We start from the raw sequence: 20,961 nt of genomic DNA, 5'->3' as shown, positions 1-20,961 counted from the left end.
ATTATTACTCTTCATCATTAATAAGTTGATTGACTAGTTCAATACTTCGCAAATAACGCTCTTCATAATCTGGTGAATCAATTTGGATGTATTTGATATGATTTTTTTCTAACAATGAGATCAGTAATTGTTGAAAATCTTTTCGTTGTTTGGGACTGCCTAAACTTCTTAATCCGTCAGCAACCCACGGTGTGTTATTACCTAATAAGATAACTAAATCGAATCGATAATTATTGATCATAGCTTGTAAAAAAGGATGTTCTTTACCTTCATATTTTTTACAAAATGCTTGAGTGGTAATAAAATCAGTATCAATAAATGACACTTTGTTAGCATGTTTGATAGCAAAATCAATATATTGAGCATGCCCTAATGCAATTTTATCATAGTCAGCATATTGCAATGCACGTTCATCGCCACCAAGATGAGAAAATACATAATCACGGCCATATTCCCAAGCACTAGTGGTATTAAACATATTGGCTAATTTATTTACTAATGTCGATTTACCGCTTGATTCACCACCAAGAATGGCTACCGTTCTCACAAAAAATGGTCTCACTTCTGTTGGTATATATTGCCAATTTTTTAATGGGGCTTGACGAATTTGAGTACCACTAACTTGCATAAATTGCCGAGTAGGATCGATAAGTACTGTGTCTAAATCGAATAAATCTTTGTACATGGTTACATCTTGTGGTTCACTTGAATAGACGCAACTAGGATTAATGCCTTTTTCTTTAAATAATTTTTTGACTCGATCACTCCATTCATTCCAACCATTTGGGTAAGTCGGAATACCATCTTCTTCTAAAAGTTCAATATGGATATTTTTTTGATATTTGAATGTTTGTAACAACCAACGAATCCTATCATTGATCGTTGGTTGGCGTGACATAGCACTTTCTTCAAATAACGCCATATCACGGATGGTATCGGAACAAAGAATAATATATAGTTCATCAACTTGGCTAATTGCACGTTGAATCAAATAAATATGGCCTGTATGCAGTGGATAAAATTTTCCAAAAATCACCCCTACTTTTTTGTTTTTACTGGCTAAGTCTATTTGTAAATAATGATGAAGTGATTGTAATTTCTGTGCGCTTGGATTTTTGATTTTATTATTAATCAATTGACTCAAATAACCTTTAGTCATTTGACATGCATCAGCAACAATCTGTAATGATAAATTTTTGCGTTTTATGGCTGCTTTTAAATAATTGAAACCATCCATACCGCCTCCTATTTGTTTCTTATCTGTAACAAAATTTACATTATTTTTTATAAATGTTCAATATACTAAACAAAAAATAAATATTTTTAATTTCTAATTTAATTCTAATACTGAATGAATAATGATTTATCATAAAAACTGTAGATGATTATTTTTTATAAGATTAATTTCACTATCTGCAACCGTAATGTTAAAAAAACTTCAACTACTTCGTTATTTAGTAATGATCTTTCACAAAAGTATGCTTATACTATTGATGTCAAAATAACAAAACATTGCCAATTGATAATGTAGTTAATGATCAGCTACATGTAATTTTAAATAAAACTAGTAATACTAGATAATGACAAATATGATGGTGCTCAATATGATAAACAAACTGGATTATTAACTTGGCGATTTACTTTAAATCCAAATGAAACTAAAGATCTTAATTTAGGTTTTAAACTCACTTATCCAAATGATAAAGAAAAAGATATATATGGTTTATAAACCTCATAAAACAAAGTATAAACTATGTTAACTAATTGGTTCGAGCAATTTAAGCAAAACAGTCAGATCAGTTTACTCGATATTCATTTGGCACAATTTTTGGTCAATAAAGTTGATGGCAACGATGAAATTATTAGTAAACGTTTTGCTTTTTTAATTATATCATTAAGTCAAGAAGTCAGGTCAGGTCATGTATGCCTTGATATTACTCACCTTAATCAACAAGTTATCGATCCGCAACTTTGGCAGGAACTCAATACTCCAACCGTTGAAGATTGGGTTAATGTACTCAGTGTAGCTTCAAATAAACAGGTTGTAAGTGATGGAGAAAAACTTGCACCACTTATTTTTATTGAAAATAAACTTTATTTTCAACGTATGTGGCTAGATGAACGTCATGTTGCTCAGTATTTTAATCAACCACAGTTGAATGTTACATCAAGTAAATCGATCGACTTAAAAAATATTCTCGACCAACTATTTGTTGATAATAATACAACTATTGATTGGCAAAAAATTGCGGTTGCGGTGGCGCTAACTCGTAAAATTGCCATTATTTCAGGTGGCCCAGGTACAGGTAAAACAACTACTGTAGCTAAAATCTTAGCAGGAATAGTGTTAAATGATCCTACAACGCGAATCGTGGCAGCAGCACCAACTGGCAAAGCAGCATCAAGGTTAACCGAATCTCTCAGTCGAGCAATTGAACAGTTATCTTTTGAATCATTAAATATTCAAACTGAAGCCGTGACTCTGCACCGTTTATTAGGTGCAAAAACTGATAATCGCTCATTTGATTATAATAAAAACAATAAATTACATATTGATGTTCTTGTGGTTGATGAAGCGTCAATGGTTGATCTGAATATGATGGCAAGAATTATTGAGGCTCTGCCTAATTGTGCTCGTTTAATCTTATTGGGCGATAAAGATCAGCTATCTTCTGTTGAAGCAGGTGCAGTATTTGGTGACTTATGTGACTTTATTTTAAATGGATATAGTCAATCTAGGGCTGATGAACTAAGTCAATTAACTGGCTATACTATTCCAATCGCAGACCAACCAGCAAGCATGATTACCGATAGTATCTGTTTATTGAAAAAAAGTTATCGTTTTAACGAGTCTTCAGGAATAGGCTTGTTGGCTAATGCCGTTAAAGAAGGTCAATTGCAAGCGGTTAAAAAACTGTTAGCCAATAAAGCTTTACCAGATGCTTGTTATTATGAATTATCTTCAAGTCAAACTTACCAAGCTGTTTTAGATGATTGTGTAACGCATTATAAAAATTACCTAAATGCTATTAAACATCATCAAAATAATGATATTGCCAATGTTTTAAGTAAATTTGCTGAGTGTCGTTTACTTTGTGCTGTACGAGAAGGTAAGTTTGGGGTAGGAGGGTTAAATAAGCAAATTGAATTATTATTAGCCAAACACAAATTGATTAAATTAAATAATCGGGATCAATGGTATATTGGTCGACCAATTATGATCTTACGTAATAGTACCTCATTAGGTTTATATAATGGTGATATTGGTATCACTCTTACGGCTGAAAATGATCACTCAAAATTACGGGTTTATTTTCCTTTTTCTGATGGTTCTATTAAAGGTTTTTCTCCCTATCGATTACCGGAGCATGAAACTGCCTATGCAATGACGATCCACAAATCCCAAGGTTCTGAATTTGATCATGTCAATATTATTCTACCAACAGAATTTTCACCATTACTTAATCGATCATTGCTCTATACTGCAATAACAAGGGCTAAAAAAACAGTTTCAATTTATGCTGATGCTAAAATTTTAGATCGTGTAGTGAAAAGTCAAATACATCGAGAAAGCGGGTTAGTTCAACAAATAAAAAATTATTCAAAATAGTAATAGAATTAACGAGTGCATTAAGTAAGCACCAACACAATAGCTGGTGCTTTTTATTTATTAATGGATTATCTTTGCTAAAAAATCTTTCGCACGATCAGATTGTGGATTAGTAAAGAATTGCTCTTTAGATGTATCCTCAATAATCTCACCGGCATCCATAAAGATAACTCGATGTGCAACTTTGCGAGCAAAGCCCATTTCATGGGTAACAACCATCATTGTCATTCCTTCATAGGCTAGCTCAACCATAACATCTAATACTTCGTTAACCATTTCTGGATCAAGTGCAGAAGTTGGTTCATCGAATAACATAACAATCGGATCCATACAAAGTGCACGAGCAATTGCAACACGTTGTTGTTGACCACCAGATAGTTGAGCAGGATATTTATCCGCATGCGCTAACAAACCAACACGATCTAGAAGAGAAAGTGCTTTTTCTCGAGCTTCTTCATTTGAACGGCCAAGTACTTTAACTTGAGCCAGTGTCAAATTTTTCAAAATTGTTAAATGTGGGAAAAGTTCAAAGTGCTGAAACACCATACCTACTTTTGAACGTAGTTTTGCTAAATTAGTCGATGGATTAGTAATCTCAGTTCGATCAATAATAATTTTACCTTTCTGAATAGGTTCTAAACCATTTACAGTTTTAATTAGTGTAGATTTACCCGAACCAGATGGTCCACATACCACAACAACTTCACCTTTACCGACTTTAGTAGTACAGTTTTTTAACACTTGAAATTTTCCGTACCATTTTGATACATTTTCTAAGGAGATCATCGATTTATCCCTTTCTTGAAATAATTAACTAAACGAGAAGCAGTATAACAAATTATAAAGTAACTTATTGCTGCAAAAATAATCATTGAATACTTAACTGTACCACCTTGGACAACACCAATTTGTGTTACACTTGCACCAAATAAATCAATTAAACTCATAACATAAACTAATGAAGTATCTTGGAATAAGATAATACCTTGTGTTAATAACAACGGCACCATTGATCTAAATGCTTGCGGTAATATTATCAAATGCATTGCCTGACTTTTGGTCATACCTAATGCATAAGCAGCATGATACTGACCTTTAGCAACAGCATTAATACCGGCACGAATAATTTCTGAGTAATAGGCTGCCTCAAATAAAGCAAATGCAATCATTGCTGAAACAACTCTAACATCAGCATAAGGTGGCAAATTAAACACATGTTTAATAACTTGAGGTAATGCCAAATAGAACCATAACAACACTAATAATAATGGAATGGAACGAAATAAATTGACATAACACTTAGCAAAAATATTCAATATTTTATTATTTGATAAACGCATTAAAGCTAGCACTGTACCCCAAAAAATACCGAATACAACAGCGGTAAAGGTAATCTTAGTCGTTAGCCATAATCCAGATAATAATAAATGGTAATTGTTTAAAACCAATGAAGGTATATCTGCAATCCAACTCAAAATCTGCATATCAACCTCCATGGTTCATGTTAGGTAAGCGGGTTTGTTTTTCAACAAAACGCATAATGGTTAGTACGGCATAGTTTATCAACATAAATGCAATCGTTACTCCACATAATATTTCAACAATGCTGTTAGTTGCATCGTTAATGCGATCTATTTGGCCAATCAAATCTATCAATCCAATAGTAGAGGCAACTGATGAATTTTTAATGATATTGGTCATTTCAGACGTTAGTGGTGGAATAATACGGCGATAAGCATTTGGTAATAAAACATACATATATGCTTGTCGGTTAGTTAAACCAAGCGCAATTGCAGCATAACGTTGACCAATAGGTAAAGTTTGAATACCAGTTCTAACTTGTTCTGCAATACGCGCAGAAGTAAATAGACCTAAAGCGATTGCCGCAGTAATAAATGCGCTGACATTAGGTGAAATGCCAGAAATAAACCATATTTTTAAGCTACCAGATAAAATTTCTGGAAAAAGCATATACCATAAAAACATCTGAACAAGTAATGGAATATTACGAAAAAGTTGGATATAACCTGCTGCAAAACCATTTAAAAATTTATTTTCCAAAGTTCTACAAATTCCTACTATTGATCCTAGTAGGAATGCGATAATCCAAGCTGTCACTGCCAATGAAACGGTAATAATAATACCGTCAAAAAGCCAGTTTAAGTAAATTTCATCACCATAAGGGGTGGATTCAAAAAATAGTGTCCAATTAAAACTCATAATATATTTATTTCACTAAATTAGATTATGTACTAAATATAAAAACATTTAGTACATAGGATTAGAAAGATAAGAAAAGTATTAATCTAACGCTTTATCATTTGGATTTGCAAAAAGCTCAACCATTTTTGGTGAAATCTCAAGAGCCATATTTGCACCTTTAGGTGGAACTGGTTGAGTAAACCATTTGTTATAAGATTCTAAAGCTTTACCTGATTTTTGTGCATCAGCAATGGTTTTATCCATTAATTGTTTAAATTGATTATCATCTTTTCTTAACATACAACCATAAGATTCATAAGATAAAGGTTCACCAACAATTTTCCACTCAGCAGGATTGATAGCACGAGAACGTTCTCCAGCTAAAAGTGCATCATCCATTAAAAATGCAGCAGCACGACCTGTTTCAAGGGCATTAAATGCATCCCCATGATCTTTAGGCGTAATAATACGAATATCTAAATTATCTTTGTTGTTAATTTGATTTAAACGCACTTCAGATGTAGTACCAGCTGTGGTTACCACATTTTTACCTTTTAAATCTTCGATACTTTTAATGTCACTATCTGCTTTTACTAAGAATCGAGTTCCAACAATAAAGATACTATCAGAAAAACTTACTGTTTTTTGGCGTTCAAGATTGTTGGTGGTTGAACCACATTCGAAATCATAAGTATAATTATTAAGTAATTGAATACGAGTCTTAGAAGTAACCGGTAAATATTTAACTTTAAGATCTGGCATATTTAATTCTTTTTTAACTGCATCTACAATTAAATTAGAATAATCTTGTGAATAGCCAATAACTTCTTGTTTCTCGCCATAATAGGAAAATGGAATAGAAGATTCTCGATGACCAACAACAATCACACCACTATCTTTAATTTTCGCTAATGTACCACTTAATTCTTCAGCAACGGCAGTACTACTCATTAGGCCGAACATTGCTAATGATAACACTAATTTGGTTAATTTTGTCTTTTTGTTCATACTCATCTCCTACTGTTTAATTTGTATCATATTAAATAAATTTAATATTTTTACAAAGGATTTATATTATAACTTATTTTTCATCATAAAAGTACTTTTTACCGTATATTTATCGTTTAAAAGAACAAGTCGAGACCTAGTTTTGACTAGATTTTCATGAAATTTTAATACAGACAATTTTTTGAATTTCAATTATATATAAGCAATATTTATGCCAAAAAAGTTAATTAACGACGTTTTTTTATAAAAAACGAAATAAATAGCAACGAAATGATAAGATAGTAAGGCAGATTGCCAAACTTTGCATAAGGAGTTAAACCAATTGTTGGGGATAATGTATAATTTAAAATATTGGTTTCGAATTGAGGTAGTTTCACCAAAACTTTACCATGATGATCAATAATCGCAGTAATGCCAGTGTTGGTACTACGAATCATTGGTCTACCAAATTCTAACGCTCTAGCTTGAGCCATTTGTAAATGTTGTTTAGGTCCAATACTATCACCAAACCATGCATCATTCGAAACGGTCAATAAAAAGTCTGTATCAGACGTAAAATTTTTATGTATCAAATTAGATAAAATTACCTCATAACAAATTGCAGTAGTAAACTTAAAACCCTTCATCTTAAGTTGAGGTTGTTTTTCTGCACCAGCTTGCAATGAAGACATAGGGATATCAAGCACATCAGCTATAGGTTCTAACAAAGATTCAAACGGTGTAAACTCACCAAAAGGTACCAAATGGTGTTTTTGGTATCGGTTTGTATTAGGATATTTATATGGCGTCTTTTCACCTAAAACTAGCAAGGTATTATAAATATCCGCATTGGTTTGATAACCATTATCACCTATACGATAATCAATAATACCTACCGCAATTTCACTACCATTAGCTCTTGCTTCATTATCTAAATACTGTAAAAAGGGTTGTTGATTTATCTCATAATCAGTAATACTGGCTTCAGACCATATAATAATATTATCTTTGCCCAAGTTCTTTTCAGTTAATGAAGCATAAGTTTGTAAAGTCTTATTCAACTGTTCGGTAGTCCAGCGAATTGATTGCAAAATATTGCCTTGAATCAAAGTAAAATGAGCTGAGCGGGAGTGATCAATGGTAGTCCAATTAATTAAATTGAATGGAATTGGTGCAATAATGATCGAAAATAGTGCGATAATAGCACCAAATATGTGCTTATTATACGAAAAACGTTTGATATTGTATAAACAATAAACACACAATCCACAACACATTGTCAGCATTAACGTTACCCCGTTAATTCCGACGAGAGGGAAATAACCGCGTAAAGGACTATCAAGTTGACTATATCCTAATTCTAACCAAGCAAAACCAGTTAAGATATAACCACGTAAAAATTCAGTAAGCTGCCATAAAATCGGCGCTAGTAAAACAAGCTGTTTTATCGAAAATCTAGTTGCAAAGCGATCACTGGCTCTCAATAGCCAAGCAAATAGCATTGGGTATAGCGCTAAATAGGTAACTAACAGCCCTAAAATAATTATAGCAACTGATGTTGGCACTTCACCATACTGCTTAATACTAATATAAACCCAATGAATGCCAGACAAAAAGTAACCAACGCCCCAGCTAATGCCAATCAATAAGGCTCGTTTTTTTGATTTATCAGTAATTAACCATAAAAAACCAGCAAATGATACAAAGGCAAGAGGCCAAATGTGAAAGGGTGCGTAACTAAAAACCGCAACTCCACCAAAAAGTAGACTTAATACAATTTGCTTAAGCATTTTCTTGCTGCTCTAGATTTGGTATAGTTGCATCTTCAGGAATGGTGACATGTAGTTGAATAATTCTTCTACGATCAACAATCGTTACCTTAAATTGATAACCATCGATAGTAATCGTTTCGCCACGAATTGGTAAACGGCCAAAATGTTGCATGACTAGTCCGCCAATAGTATCCATTTCATCATCACTAAACGTGGTAGCAAAAATTTCATTAAAATCTTCTACTGAAGTAAGAGCTCGGACAGAATAAATTGATGGTGATAAACGGCGAATATCACGATCTTCAACTTCATCGTATTCATCCTCGATATCCCCAACAATAAGTTCCAAAATATCCTCGATAGTGATTAAGCCTGAAACTCCCCCAAACTCGTCAATCGCCATCGCCATATGATAGCGTTGCATGCGGAATTCTTTTAACATATGGTCAACTCGTTTACTTTCAGGAACGACAACAGTTGGTCTTAGGATCTTTTTCAAATCAAAATCGTTGACACCTTGTCGAATATAAATGAGTAAATCTTTGGCTAATAGTACTCCTTCGATATGGTCTCGATCTTCACTAATTACTGGATAACGTGAATGGCCATGTTCAGAAATAATATCTAAACATTCATCAAGGGTGAAATTATCTTTGATTGTTACAATTTGAGAGCGGGGTATCATGATATCACGAACGCGTTGATCGGCTATATCCATTACGCCTTCGATCATATCAAGGGTATCAGGATCAATGAGTTGGTTTTCTTCAGCCTCACGAATAACTTCGATCAGTTCTTCTTTATCTTTTGGTTCTGAATTGAATAATTGACTTAACCATAATGTAAACCCTTTTTTGGATCTCCGGGGATTATCATCGCTCATTTGCTTTTTCCTTTACTAATTTATTGTATTTAAGTATTTTTACTTCAGTTTAGTTATCATCAATGATGATAACTAAACACAGTTATTCGTCAATCGGTTGATATGGATTATTAAATCCTAGCTGTTGCATTATATCAATTTCGATATTTTCCATTTCTTCGGCTTCTTCGTCAAGAATATGATCATATCCTAATAGATGCAAACAACCATGCACGATCATATGTGCCCAATGTGAAGTTAACGATTTATGTTGTTCTTTGGCTTCGGCTTCCACCACTTGTTTGCAAATAATCAAATCACCCAACAGTGGTACCTCAATTTCAATCGGTGATTCAAATGGAAAAGAGAGTACATTGGTGGGTTTATCTTTGTGGCGGTATGTATTATTTAACTGCTGGCTTTCTTGTTCATCCACAATTCGGATAGTGATTTCAGCATTATCCATAAATTGAGGCAAAATCACGTTTAACCATTGCATAATTTGTTCTTCAGTTGGCAAATTTTGGTTATCGTCTGTAGCTATTTGCAAATCTAAAATAATTGCACTCATTTTACTGTGTTTACCTAATTTATTTATTCACGATGATAAGGATGGTTAGTGGTTAAGCTCCATGCTCGATAAAGGCTTTCAGAAACAATGACTCGTACTAATGGATGTGGCAATGTTAAAGGTGATAATGACCAACTTTGTTCCGCCGCCACTTTACATGCTGGCGACAAACCTTCAGGACCGCCAATTAACAAACTGACATCACGACCATCGGTTTTCCAACGTTCAAGTTGTTTTGCTAAATCGTGGGTCGTATAAGGTTTGCCTGGAATATCTAATGTGACAATGCGATTACCTTTGCCACATGCAGCTAGCATTAATTCGCCTTCTTTATCTAAAATTCGCACAATATCGGCATTTTTAGTCCGTTTTCCAGCTGGTATTTCAATTAGTTCTAAAGGCATATCTTTGGGAAAACGGGATTGGTAATCATTAAAAGCAGTGTTTACCCAATTGGGCATTTTATTGCCAACAGCAATAAGCTGTATTTTCACGTCACTAACTCCAAAGTTTCTCGAGTTCGTAAAGTTGTCGGCTCTGTTCTTGCATGATATGTACAATGACAGAATCCATATCAACTACCACCCAATCAGCATCATTTTGGCCTTCACTTCCTAATACAAGATGGCCTTGTTTTTTTGCTTCATCAAGTAAGTGTCCTGCTATTGATGCAACATGACGGTTAGATGTGCCTGTACAGATAATCATATAATCGGTAATACTTGATTTACCACGAACATCAAGGGTAACAATATCTTTGCCTTTAAGGTCATCAATTTTATCAATAATAAAATCTTGTAATGATTGTTGCAAAATAATCTCTCTACTATTTTAAATAAAGCAGTAGTATAGCATATTTTTTCTAAATCGCCTTGAAAATAGTGTGTCTCAGCAATAACCCTTTATATTTAAAAAGTCACAAAAATAATTTTATGGAGAGCTATTTTAATCAAAAAAAGTTGAGGAGCGGAGTTTTTAACCGGTTGAAAATATGATTTAACAGCTTATCTCACTAATAATATTTACAAAAGTTAAAAATTTAGCTTTTAATAAAATTTGCATAGATATTCTTCAGTCACTATACTTTTATGTAATTTTAAAGGGAATACTCGACGAGTATTTAGTCGAACGGAATTAAAAAAAACAAATAAAACATAATATTAATTGACAGGATTGCCGCCATGCATTATAAGACCAAATCTGCCCAACCTATAATTTAAATTTATTTCATTATTGAATCAGAATTTTATATTTCTCAATATTTTAATTTTTCCTCAATTTATAAGATTTATTTTATTCTTACCGTTTTTTTAGTTATAGCAGTTGTTTTAGTTTTATCCTTTTCACAACGTAGTTATGCATTATCAGCATATACATCTAACGTTATTCATGGTAGTGCACCATATTTAACTTTTGATAAAGGTCGTACTCGTATTACTGATACAAATAATCTATTGGCAATAACCTTATCTGATGGTAGAAGAATTACACCTGAAACAAATGATTCATTGATAACGCCAATTGAATTACCCCGTGTTGGTGATAGTTTTGCTGATATAGGTATGTTAGTTCCGACCAATATTAATAAAATTGCAATGAATACACTTATTGGTGCACCTTATAACTATTGGGGCGATGGTGATGGTCAAGGAAGTAATAATATTTCAGCTACCGGCGATTTAACTTTAACCATTGTTGATAAAAATAATAAATCTGTGCCTCGTAATGAAATACCAACAATTTGTAATTCTCCGTATAAACTATCATTGAGTAGTTCTGCTGGTTATTTAACTACACGTTATGATATTCCTAATCGAAGTAGTTTTAGTACTGGTAGTGTCGACTATTATATTAATCCTAATAAAGCATCACCATCCGTTTGTTTTGCTAAACCTAACTTAAAATATGGTGGAGAAAAGGATAGGGTTAATGGTGATATTGTAGACTATCGAGGTCCAGAATGGATGTGTAATACCTATAAAGGTTTTTTAACCCAGTCAACGACACCTTCATCTTATCATTTAAATTTTCCTACAACTGGTGCTGATCATCTATATTTTGATTTAGACATTGGCGGTTATAATGGGCCTTTGACATGGACACCCGTTACGCGAAGTGGCATTACGGCAACTATGAAACCTAATTCAAACAATACTAGTGTTCGTGTTACATACATTAACCGGCCCTGTAGCTTCCACTTCTCAATGGAACACAAGTCTTCCTAACCCGATAACTCAATCTGATTGACCACAAACTTTTGAATTATTTGGTAAAGATAGTAATGGTAAAGAAGTGGTAAAATATGGTTTTGTTTTACGACAGTGGTTTGTCCAGCGTGGTATTGATAGTACGTATTCTCAAGCATTGTACTGGTGCAAAAATATTGGTTATCGTCTTGCACAAGTTAAAGATTTAACCAATGCTTCTTGTCAAGGCACTTTATCTGACGATCGTTGTGTAGGTGCTGTCGGTGCAACACTATCATCACCGAATAATCTTTATCAACGCACAATCAATGCTGGTTTTTTCTCGGAGTGGGGATTTATGACTTACTATGTTGGCGCTAATTTTTCTAATACTTTTTATTGGACAGTTGATTTACAAAGTTCAAGAACTGGGTTTGTGGTATATTCAGATGATGCAGATGTTAATCGTAAAGATATTGCTACAAAAACTTTGGCCGTCTGTGTTACACCTTAATGTTAATTATGTATTGATTAGCTAATTGCCATAATAAATACACTTTAGTAAAAAATAATATAGATTATATAGGAATAAACCACCCCATATCATCCAAAGATGGTATGGGGTGTATTTAATAATCACAATTAGTTAATTAAAAGTCATTTTGAAGATAAACTTTTACTATATTAATTAATAATCGGTTATCTAAATCTAAAACTTACAATTCAATCACTCGATCAAACAACGGATTATTGGTTAATCTATGGGTGACCATTAGTAATGTTTTATTTTTACAGATTTGTTTAATCAGCTCGATGATCTGTTGTTCGGTTTGTTGGTCAAGGCTTTCAGTTGGTTCGTCCATTAGGATTAGTGGTGAGTTATGTAGTAATGCTCGAGCAATGCCGATACGACGAATTTCGCCGCCTGATAGAGCGCGCCCACCTTGTCCTAATGGTAAATTTAAACCTTGATCGGTCGCTAACAATTTTGATAGTTCAACTTGATGTAATACATCGATCAACTGTTGGTCAGATGCCTGTCGGTTACCAATTAGCAAATTCTGTTTAAGTGTATCACTAAAAATAGTAATAACCTGAGGTACAACCGCAATGATTTGGCGGAGTGTAGCTTCATCAAGTTGATCAATTGGAATATCATTGATCAAAATTTTTCCAGAATTAGCATCCCATGTGCGAGTAACTAAATTAAGTAGTGTTGATTTGCCGCAGCCAGTTTTACCTATTAAACCAACATGTTGACCGGAATTTATGGTTAATGAAAAGTGACTTAAAATAGCAAAAGGTTGATTGGGATAACTAAAACTAATGTCATCGAATTGTAGTTTAGCAATAGATAAATCGATAGTTTTGCCTTGTTCAATAAATTTGATATCAGGTGTTTGGTTAAATAAGGTTGTTGTGCGTGTTGCGGATGTTAATACCTGTCCTAAAAAGATAAATGCTCCTGGTATGGGCGCTAGAATTTCACTACTAGCCAAGCAAACAAAAACAAATAAGGCAACTAAAGGAGATAATGTATATTGAGTGATTAACCACAGTACCAATAAAGTTAAAAAACCAGCAATCAATACGACGAGTGCACTTGATAGTGCCATTAATGTTGATTGGCGTTGTTGATGAAAAAGCCAGTCTGATTCAAGTTTATCTAGTTTTTTACGGTAACGATGTTGCGCATTAAATAACGTTAGTTCAGCTTGACCTTGTAAATAATTAATTAATAACGCCCTATATTCACTTTGTTGTTTAGCTAATGTTTCTCCTAACTGTTTACCTGCATGATAAAAAATGATAGGTATAGCAAGTAAGGTAATTGTTAACACGATAGTAATAATTAAGGCAATGGGTAAATTGATATAACTTAGCCCGACAAACAGCAACAAAATCATGACTAATGCTGTAACAATTGGTGAAAATAGTTTTAAGTAGAGATGATCAAGTGCATCAATATCGACTATAAAACGGTTAAGTAAATCAGCTTTTTGATATTGAGCTAATTGGTTAGCACTGAGTGGTAAAATCTTTCTAAATGCTAACGTTCTTAAATAAGCTAAAATTTTAAAAGTAGTGTTGTGATCAACTAAGCGCTCAACATAGCGTGATGCTGTTCGGGTAATTGCTGCTGCTCGTACTCCAGCTGCAGGTAACATGTAATTAAAGGTATATAAACCGGCAACACCAACAACGGCTGTAGAGGCTAAAAACCATCCCGATAATGAGAGCAAAAAGACACTGGCAAATAGCGTAAGAATAGATAAACTAAGTCCAATAACGATTTGCCAAAAGTAGTGCTTATAAAGAGCAATATAAGGGCGTAATAGCGTTAGCATGAACTCTCCTTAATGGCATTAATTTGTCCTTTTGACAGTTTCCAAACTAGCTCAAAATCATGCATATCATCATGTTGATGAGTTATGGTCATACTGTTAGTGGCAATATCATATGGTGCTAACAATTCTACTGTCTGTTTATCTAAACTTGCGGTTGGTTCATCTAGGATTAGTAATTGGCAAGGTTTTAGCATTGCTCTGGCAAGTGCTACACGTTGGGCTTGTCCTACTGATAATCGTACCGCATCTTCACCGACCTGTGTCTCCACTCCTTCAGGCAGTTTAGCGATAACATCAGATAATTGTGCTTTGGCTATCACTTCATCAAGCTCACTAGTGGTTGCTGTGGGTTTACCAAGTAGAATATTTTCACGAATTGAACCGTTAATGAGATAAGGATTTTGGCCAATCCAACTTATTTGTTGTTGCCAACTTTTTAAATCTAAATGATTAAATTCAATACCATTAATTTTGAGTGAACCTTGATAAGGCAAAAATCCAAGTAATACTTGCATGAGCGAGCTTTTTCCTTCACCACTAGTGCCAATTAAGGCTAGTTTAAAGGGCGCATGTAATGAAAAGCTAAGTGGCCCAACAATCGGCAGAGCTTCATTGGATAGTATGATCAGATCTTTGGCTTCAATTGTTTTTAAAACCCCAATATCTAGATAATTGTTTGCTTGCAATTGATTCAAGTTAGTTTTTGGCTGAGCATTATCAACTTGTTGCGGTAAACTTTTATTTAAAAAAGTTTCGATATTATCAGCAGCAGCAATAGCTTCGGCTTTAGCATGATAATAGACTCCAAGATCTCGTAAGGGTTGAAAATACTCAGGTGCTAAAATTAATGCAAAAAAACCAGCAAATAAAGTAACAGTTCCATTATAGGCGCCAAAATCAAATTCGCCTAAATAAGAAAAACCAAAATAGACAGCCACAATAGCAATTGAAATTGAGGTAAAAAACTCTAACACAGCAGAGGATAAAAAGGCCATTTTTAACACTTGCATGGTTTTAACTCGGAAATCTTCAGATGCACGAGCGATTTCTTCCGTTTGTTGTTCACCTTGATTGAATAAACGAATGGTATTAAGTCCTTTTAATCGATCTAAGAAATGGCCACTTAAATAAGCTAACGCTTTAAAATGGCGTCGATTAATATCAGCTGCTCCCATTCCCACTAAAATCATAAAAATAGGGATCAGGGGGGCTGTGCAAAGCAAAATAACGGCCGCAGCCCAGTTGAAAGGGAAGATAGCAATACAAATTAATATTGGTACCATGCTGGCTAAACGCATTTGCGGTAAATAACGAGCAAAAAAATCATGTAAATTATCGACTTGTTCAATAACTAACGTACTCCATGCTCCGGTAGTGCTTTGATTTAAATAAGCTGGACCAAATAATTCAAACTGATCGATTAATTTTTGTCTAATTTGCTTACGGATCTTTTGACCTAAAGCAAAGTTAATCTTTTCACGAAAATAAATTAACGATCCTCGAACCAGTAAAATGAAAATTAAAGATAAAAAGTAAGGAATAACAGTCAAAAAAGACTGCTGTTCAATAATCAATCTTTGTAAAATAATCGCCAAAAAAGCTGCTTGAGCAATCATTAAAATACTTAACATAAATCCAGTCAAAACCGAAGCACGTAAATCTGACTTGTGTATTTTGGTGTGTTGTTTTAACCAGTTAAGTAAATAAGTTTGGCGTTGTTTATCTAAAGACATATTATTTAGTTGATTCTATTTTAAATTATCTAAATAATGTTCAACATCTAACGCTGCCATACATCCCGTTCCAGCCGATGTAATTGCTTGTCGATAAATATGATCCATAACATCACCCGCAGCAAAAATACCCTCAATGCTAGTTTGAGTTGCATTACCTTGAGTGCCTGATTGCACTTTTATATAGCCATTATTTAGTTCAAGTTGGCCTTCAAAAATAGCAGTATTAGGTTTGTGACCTATAGCAATAAAAACGCCCATTACATTAATTTTTTCGCTAATATTGGGATCTTGGCTACTACGAATTCTAATACCTGTCACTCCCATATTATCACCTAGAATTTCATCAATAATTTGATGAGTATGCAGTATAACTTTACCTTCTTGCACTTTTTCAGCTAAACGATCCATTAATATTTTTTCAGCCCTAAAACTATCACGACGATGGATCAAATGAACTTTGCTAGCGATATTGGCTAAATAGAGGGTTTCTTCAACAGCAGTATTACCACCACCGACAACAGCAACTTTTTGGTTACGATAGAAAAAACCGTCACAAGTAGCACAAGCTGACACACCTTTACTTTTAAACGCTTCTTCCGATGGTAAACCAAGATATTGTGCTGATGCGCCTGTAGCTATGATTAATGCATCACAACTATATTCGGTATCACTACCAAAAAGTTTGAATGGTTTTTGGCTAAAGTCAACACGATCAATATGATCTAAAATGATTTCTGTATTAAATCGTTCTGCTTGTTGCTGCATTTTTATCATTAATTCTGGTCCGGTAAGTTCTGGATCGCCAGCAGGCCAGTTTTCTATTTCGGTGGTTGTAGTCAGTTGTCCACCTTGTTGTGTACCAGTAATTAATACTGGTGATAAATTTGCTCGTGCAGCATAAACAGCAGCTGTGTAGCCAGCAGGTCCTGACCCTAGTATCAATAAACGGGCATGTTTGGTGTTCATGTTATATCCTTCTTTGTTCTGATATTCTGGCTAATTTAAATACGGTTAGCGCAATTTATAGTTGATAAGTCTAACATTATCAAGCAATATCGTGCAAAAAAATTGGTTATCATAGCAATAGGTAGCATTGATAATTCGAGTTATTGTTGAATGTTTTTTGTTTCTTCATATTTTCAATTTTTTAAATCAATTTTAACTTTTAAACGTTTTATATTATTTATTTTGATTTTTTAAAGTTTTCAATTAGATCTTAAAAATTATTTTTTATTAAATAATGAGATCACACTCTCACAATAAACTGTGGAAGCTCTGCTTGCTAAAATAAGGTGAGTTAAAAAATTTTAAATTCTACCTAAAAAATATTAGTGATCCGCAAATAGGTAATATTTTATCTAGTATTGAATTTATTTTGCAGTCGTTATCAACTGATGTTGAAATACTGTATACGTTAATGATGAGTTTTTAGGCCTTGATCTTCATGCAGCCAATTGGCGACAGAAGAGATTTTGTTATTGATTATGATAAATAAGTCGTCACATCTTGAAGTGACCAACGAATATGCGATTGTTGCTCATTAACTCGATAACCAAATGCTAAACAGAGTCCAACTCCAAAAGTTTCACCACTAAACTGTGGAATATGTTTTTCTAAAATCTGGATGACTTTATCATGTTCAAATCCACCAATAGCACAAGAATCAATACCATGATAAGCCGCTGCAGTCATCATATTTGCTGCCGCTAAGTAATCTTGCATTTCTGACCAATGATTTACCGTTAAGCCATTTGCTAAGCCAAATTTAGTAAAATTAATAAAATCTTGGCAAGCAATATCAATGGCGGTTTGATCATTTTGATCAGGTAACGTTCTTGCTACCGCTTGACGTAAATAATGACTTTGTGAAGTAAAGTTATTGGCTTTACGGTAAAGTACAATTACATAGTGTGAACAACTAGTAACTTGCTCTTGGTTATAACAAGCAGCACGTAATTCAGTTTTAATATCTGCATTATCGACAACTATAAAATGCCAAGGCTCCATCCCAAATGATGAAGGAGATAAACGACCAGCCTCTAAAATTGTTTCAAGATCTGTATGATTAATTTTTTTTGATTCATCGAATCGTTTACAAGCATGTCTAAACTCGAATGCTAGAGATAGTTTGTCCATAAAGTCTCCTAAGATTTTAAATTCCATGGCGCTACTTTTAATAATAACACCATACCAGGTATCGCTAACATCGTACATAAACCGAAAAAGCTTGTCCAGCCTAAATAATCAACCATAATTCCTGTTGTCGAATTAATAAGTGTTCGAGGAATAGAGGCAATACTGGTAAATAACGCAAACTGTGTTGCGGTATATAATGGATTTGTGGTCTTAGCGATAAAGGCAACAAAAGCTGCTGAGCCAAGGCCAACACCTAATGCTTCAAATCCTATTACTAATGCTAATAAAATTTTTTGATGAGTATTAATCTCATCAAAAGGGCCTTCGATCGATAACCAAGCAAAACCTAAAATAGAGATAACCTGGACAAAACCAAAACACCATAAAGCGCGATTAATTCCTATTTTTATCATTAATATACCGCCAAATAGAGCTCCCAATACACTTGGCCATAACGATGCATTTTTAGCAATCCAACCCACATCAAAACGGCTGAATCCCATTTTCAGGTAAAATGGAGTAGCTAAGGACGTTGCCATGCTGTCCCCTAATTTATATAAAAAGATAAAAGCTAAAATCAATACGGCACTTTTAACACCTTGGCGTGTAATAAATTCACTAAAAGGTTTAATAATAATTTCATCTAAACTATGATTCTTGGGAGTTTGATTGATTGGTTCTTTAACCAGTAATGTCATAATAATCGCTGGTAACATAAATAATGCGGTAATGAGAAAAACACTGTTCCAAGGTAAATAACTTGATAGTATTAATGATAGTGAACCAGGTACCAATCCGGCAATACGATAAGCATTAGTATGAATACTATTACCTAATCCAAGTTCATTATCGAGTAATAATTCACGCCGAAAAGCGTCTAAAGCAATATCTTGGGTTGCAGAAAAGAGTGCGATAATAAAACAGATATTAGCGATTAACCAAATATCTAACGTTGGGGAGAAAAAACCTAAAATCGCAATCGAAAAGAGTAAAACTAGTTGTGAAATAAACATCCAACCTCGACGTCGCCCAAGTTTGAATAGAGAAATATTATCCATAAATGGCGCCCAGACAAATTTGAAAATATATGGCATCTGGGTTAAAGAGAAAATGCCAATGGTTTTTATGTTGATATCTTCACTAGCCAGCCATGCAGGTAATAGTTGTATCAATAAATAAAAAGGCAATCCTGACGCAAAACCTGTGAAAATGCAGATTAGCATTTTTGTATTAAAAATAGTTTTGAAAATAGAATTTTGCGGGTTATTCATTACATAACATTATTGGTGAGTTTTTAGTGAAGTGCTATCATAGCATAATAATAAAAAAAGTAATTGCTAAAGCCATCATAAAACGTTTTACTATATATAGATTTGTTGATGCCCAGTTTTCAAGGCTAAAATAGCCAATTAAATCAAAATAAATCAAAACTCAGCATTCAATGTTGTCAAAATTAGCATGTGACAATGTGTTTCAATCATCATTTAAAATCAAAACAATACATCAATTTATCTTAAAGGGAGTAGCCATTATGAAGAAAACTGTGAAAGTTGCTGTTTTTAGCAGTAAACATTACGACAAAGAACATCTAGAAATCGCAAATAAGCATTTTGGATTTGAAATTGAATATTATGAGCATAAATTAAGTCATAAAACAGTGGTTACTGCTGAAGGATATGATGCTGTATGTGTGTTTGTAAATGATGAAGTGGATAAACAAGTATTACAAAAATTAGCTCATTATGGGATTAAAATATTAGCCTTACGCTGTGCTGGTTTTGATAATGTCGATCTGGCTGAAGCTAAGAAATTAGGTATCACTGTAGTTCGTGTTCCTGCTTATTCGCCAGAAGCAGTGGCTGAACATGCTGTTGCATTAATGATGACATTAAATCGTAGAACACATAAAGCTTATCAACGTACACGTGATGCCAACTTTTCTTTAGAAGGATTGACTGGTTTTAATATGCATAATCGTACCGCTGGCGTTATTGGCACAGGTAAAATAGGTCAAGCCGTTATTCGTATTCTAAAAGGATTTGGCATGAATATTTTAGCTTATGATCCTTATCCAAATGATATCGTTGTTGAGTTAGGTGCGCAGTATGTTCAGTTAGATGAACTGTATGCTAAATCAGATGTGATTACTTTACACTGTCCGATGTCGCCAGAAAATTATCATTTGCTCAATAAAGAGTCATTTAACAAAATGAAAAAAGGTGTGATGATTATTAATACCAGCCGTGGTGGTTTATTAGATGCAACAGCAGCCATTGAAGCGTTAAAACAAACTAAAATTGGTGCATTAGGAATGGATGTGTATGAAAACGAACGTGATCTATTTTTCGAAGATAAATCCAATGATGTTATTTTAGATGATGTATTCCGTCGTTTATCATCATGTCATAACGTGCTATTCACTGGTCATCAAGCATTTTTAACCCAAGAAGCATTGTTAAATATTTCGGATACAACATTAAATAATATTGCCCAAATTTCAGAAGGCAAAGAATGTCAAAATATTGTTAAATAACAATAAATAATTTAATAT

19 protein-coding genes are annotated in these 20,961 nt (G+C 33.7%); 4 read left to right on the top strand and 15 right to left on the bottom strand.

The window, feature by feature from the left end:
• Positions 1–4 precede the first annotated feature (4 nt).
• On the bottom strand, positions 5–1,237 hold the full coding sequence (nadR, locus tag B6C99_RS07830; protein WP_086359329.1) for a multifunctional transcriptional regulator/nicotinamide-nucleotide adenylyltransferase/ribosylnicotinamide kinase NadR: 1,233 nt from the start codon (positions 1,235–1,237) through the stop codon (positions 5–7).
• A 516-nt stretch (positions 1,238–1,753) separates the two neighbouring features.
• Between nadR and recD the strand changes: the two genes are divergently transcribed.
• A complete protein-coding gene (recD, locus tag B6C99_RS07825) occupies positions 1,754–3,610 on the top strand; it encodes an exodeoxyribonuclease V subunit alpha (RefSeq protein ID WP_086359328.1) in 1,857 nt (618 codons plus the stop codon).
• 60 nt (positions 3,611–3,670) lie between these two features.
• On the opposite strand, the gene B6C99_RS07820 is transcribed toward recD, so the two are convergent.
• From B6C99_RS07820 to rsfS, 9 genes are all read right to left on the bottom strand, one after another.
• Positions 3,671–4,396: an amino acid ABC transporter ATP-binding protein gene (locus B6C99_RS07820; protein ID WP_086359327.1), complete on the bottom strand. Its 726-nt coding sequence runs from the start codon at positions 4,394–4,396 to the stop codon at positions 3,671–3,673.
• Entirely contained in the window at positions 4,393–5,094 is a 702-nt protein-coding gene (locus tag B6C99_RS07815) for an ABC transporter permease subunit (RefSeq protein WP_086359326.1), read from the bottom strand. Before B6C99_RS07815 ends, B6C99_RS07820 begins: the two co-directional genes overlap by 4 nt.
• 1 nt (position 5,095) lies before the next feature.
• Positions 5,096–5,830: an amino acid ABC transporter permease gene (locus B6C99_RS07810; RefSeq protein WP_086359325.1), complete on the bottom strand. Its 735-nt coding sequence runs from the start codon at positions 5,828–5,830 to the stop codon at positions 5,096–5,098.
• 81 nt (positions 5,831–5,911) lie between these two features.
• The gene (locus B6C99_RS07805; RefSeq protein WP_086359324.1) at positions 5,912–6,820 is read right to left on the bottom strand and encodes a glutamate/aspartate ABC transporter substrate-binding protein; all 909 of its coding nucleotides are present in this window, start codon (positions 6,818–6,820) and stop codon (positions 5,912–5,914) included.
• Between the two features lie 227 nt (positions 6,821–7,047).
• Positions 7,048–8,589: an apolipoprotein N-acyltransferase gene (lnt, locus tag B6C99_RS07800; protein WP_086359323.1), complete on the bottom strand. Its 1,542-nt coding sequence runs from the start codon at positions 8,587–8,589 to the stop codon at positions 7,048–7,050.
• Positions 8,582–9,454, bottom strand: coding sequence for a CNNM family magnesium/cobalt transport protein CorC (gene corC, locus B6C99_RS07795; protein WP_086359322.1), 873 nt, complete (start codon positions 9,452–9,454; stop codon positions 8,582–8,584). Before corC ends, lnt begins: the two co-directional genes overlap by 8 nt.
• Positions 9,455–9,536: 82 nt before the next feature.
• Positions 9,537–10,004, bottom strand: coding sequence for an rRNA maturation RNase YbeY (gene ybeY, locus B6C99_RS07790; RefSeq protein WP_039128837.1), 468 nt, complete (start codon positions 10,002–10,004; stop codon positions 9,537–9,539).
• Between the two features lie 23 nt (positions 10,005–10,027).
• Positions 10,028–10,498, bottom strand: coding sequence for a 23S rRNA (pseudouridine(1915)-N(3))-methyltransferase RlmH (rlmH, locus tag B6C99_RS07785; RefSeq protein WP_086359321.1), 471 nt, complete (start codon positions 10,496–10,498; stop codon positions 10,028–10,030).
• Between the two features lie 4 nt (positions 10,499–10,502).
• Positions 10,503–10,820, bottom strand: coding sequence for a ribosome silencing factor (rsfS, locus tag B6C99_RS07780; protein ID WP_034902136.1), 318 nt, complete (start codon positions 10,818–10,820; stop codon positions 10,503–10,505).
• A gap of 638 nt (positions 10,821–11,458) precedes the next feature.
• On the opposite strand from rsfS, the gene B6C99_RS07775 reads away from it, so the two are divergent.
• Positions 11,459–12,229: a hypothetical protein gene (locus B6C99_RS07775; RefSeq protein ID WP_086359320.1), complete on the top strand. Its 771-nt coding sequence runs from the start codon at positions 11,459–11,461 to the stop codon at positions 12,227–12,229.
• Between the two features lie 67 nt (positions 12,230–12,296).
• A complete protein-coding gene (locus B6C99_RS07770) occupies positions 12,297–12,704 on the top strand; it encodes a hypothetical protein (RefSeq protein ID WP_086359319.1) in 408 nt (135 codons plus the stop codon).
• 202 nt (positions 12,705–12,906) lie between these two features.
• On the opposite strand, the gene cydC is transcribed toward B6C99_RS07770, so the two are convergent.
• The 5 genes from cydC to B6C99_RS07745 form a co-directional block, all read right to left on the bottom strand.
• Positions 12,907–14,538: a cysteine/glutathione ABC transporter ATP-binding protein/permease CydC gene (gene cydC / locus B6C99_RS07765; protein ID WP_086359318.1), complete on the bottom strand. Its 1,632-nt coding sequence runs from the start codon at positions 14,536–14,538 to the stop codon at positions 12,907–12,909.
• Positions 14,532–16,271: a cysteine/glutathione ABC transporter permease/ATP-binding protein CydD gene (cydD, locus tag B6C99_RS07760; protein WP_086359317.1), complete on the bottom strand. Its 1,740-nt coding sequence runs from the start codon at positions 16,269–16,271 to the stop codon at positions 14,532–14,534. The genes cydC and cydD overlap by 7 nt, the downstream gene beginning before the upstream one ends.
• Before the next feature lie 15 nt (positions 16,272–16,286).
• Positions 16,287–17,240, bottom strand: coding sequence for a thioredoxin-disulfide reductase (trxB, locus tag B6C99_RS07755; protein ID WP_086359316.1), 954 nt, complete (start codon positions 17,238–17,240; stop codon positions 16,287–16,289).
• A gap of 516 nt (positions 17,241–17,756) precedes the next feature.
• Positions 17,757–18,410, bottom strand: a complete 654-nt coding sequence (locus B6C99_RS07750; protein WP_158092458.1) for an NAD(P)H-dependent oxidoreductase — start codon at positions 18,408–18,410, stop codon at positions 17,757–17,759.
• A gap of 8 nt (positions 18,411–18,418) precedes the next feature.
• Positions 18,419–19,681 carry an AmpG family muropeptide MFS transporter gene (locus B6C99_RS07745; RefSeq protein WP_086359314.1) on the bottom strand — a complete coding sequence of 421 codons (1,263 nt, stop codon included), beginning with the start codon at positions 19,679–19,681 and terminating at the stop codon, positions 18,419–18,421.
• Between the two features lie 272 nt (positions 19,682–19,953).
• Between B6C99_RS07745 and B6C99_RS07740 the strand changes: the two genes are divergently transcribed.
• Positions 19,954–20,943: a 2-hydroxyacid dehydrogenase gene (locus B6C99_RS07740; protein ID WP_086359380.1), complete on the top strand. Its 990-nt coding sequence runs from the start codon at positions 19,954–19,956 to the stop codon at positions 20,941–20,943.
• The last annotated feature ends 18 nt before the right edge of the window (positions 20,944–20,961 follow it).

The sequence above is a fragment of the Gilliamella sp. N-G2 genome (genome assembly GCF_002142215.1).
Taxonomy (GTDB): Bacteria; Pseudomonadota; Gammaproteobacteria; order Enterobacterales; family Orbaceae; genus Gilliamella.
This window is presented reverse-complemented; position numbering and strand designations above follow the sequence as displayed.